Here is a 1,539-nt window from a genome sequence, read left to right on the forward strand (position 1 = left end):
GATCTTCCAGCTGCCGTCCGGTATGCGCTCGACCTCGCCCCCTCCCCGTCGCAGCGCTTCCAGCCGCCGGACATGGGCTTCGGCGAAGCGCTGGCTGGCACTGGCGTCATGGCGCAGGTGCCGGTCGACGCTGTAGATGCCGCTATTGGCGGCAGCGACCTCGGCCACCGTCCGGTCGACGTCACGGATGCCTGCGACGACCGGCGTCACCCGCACGACTTGGGGGTGGTCGCTCACTTCCGAGAGCGACCGATCGCCCAGTTCGACATAGTGGCTGCGCCCGTCCGTCCCCGCGACGATCAGATAGTGGCGGTCGCGATGCTCGTCGGCCAGTCCGGCGGCCACTACGCGGCCGATGAGCGGCTTGCCCTCGACCGGGTCATAGATCGCATAATCCTGCGGATGCACCTCGGGCGCCCGCGCCTTCAGTTGCGCGTGCATCGTCGCGATGATGTCGCCGCGCCGGCCCATGGCGCGCAGCGTCGGTTCCAGATCGTCGGCGAGCCGGTAGCGACCTTTGCCTTCGTCGCTCGCCAGTCCCATGCGCACCAGCGTGCCGAGGCGCGCCGCACGCAGTCCCTGCTCGACGCTATCGCCATGCCAGGACGACACCATCCCGTCGGTCTCGCGCGCGAGCAGCAGCGTGCGGTCGATGCTGGTGAACCGTTCCTGGCCGACCTCTCGCTGGCGGCACTCGAAAATCTCCCGGTCGGTACGCGGTCCAAGGTCGAGATTGACCAGCTCGGCTGCCCGCGCGGCGAGCCCTTGGCTGATGTATTCGCGGGCGATGATCAGATCCTGGCCGCGATCGTCGATCCCACGTACCAGCACATGGGCATGCGGATGACCGGTGTTGAAATGGTCGACGGCCACCCAGTCGAGCTTCGTGCCGAGGTCCTGCTCGACCTGCACCATCCAACGCCGCACCAGCGGCTTGAGGTCTTCGTACTGCGCGCCGTCTTCGGGTGCGACGATGAAGCGAAACTGGTGCCGATCACTAGCACCGCGTTCGAGGAACGCCTTGCCGTCGGCGACATCATGGTCAGCAGCATAGAGCGTGCCACGTTCGCCCTCGCGGGTGGTGCCGTCGCGCTGGAGATAGCGAAGGTGCGCGACAGCGCCCTTTGTCCCCTTCCCCGCCAGCTTCACGAAGCGCGCCTTCACGACGACGCGGCGCGCGCGAATTCCGGCGAAACGATCGGATGCCCCAAGCACCCGGCCGACGCCCGAACCGCGCCCGATCCTGCTGCCGTCGAAATACCGGGCGCGCGCGGCCGAAGACCGCGCTGCGCCGCCGGCCAGATTGGTCGCCTTGCGAAGCTGGTGCGCGAACGGTCGATCCGCGCCGACCCGCCCCAACCATAGCTCGAATGAATCCTCGGCCATGACGCTGTCCCATGCTGGAAAGCGCCAGATGAGGGTGCGCCAGCGCAGCCCTTCAAGGGCCTCCATTCCGGAGGACCGGAGGGGCGCAGAAATGCTGGCGTTCCGGCAACCGCGCCTTCCAGATGGAGGCACCGCCATGGGCATGCCTCCATC

The 1,539-nt window shown here is 67.8% G+C and carries 1 protein-coding gene; it reads right to left on the reverse strand.

The features are described 5' to 3' along the window. On the reverse strand, positions 1–1,386 hold a 1,386-nt coding region (locus SAZ01S_RS23195; protein WP_139810222.1), incomplete at its 3' end, for a DUF3363 domain-containing protein. Positions 1,387–1,539 lie beyond the last annotated feature (153 nt).

Source organism: Sphingomonas azotifigens NBRC 15497 (genome assembly GCF_002091475.1).
In the GTDB taxonomy this organism is placed as follows: Bacteria; Pseudomonadota; Alphaproteobacteria; order Sphingomonadales; family Sphingomonadaceae; genus Sphingomonas; species Sphingomonas azotifigens.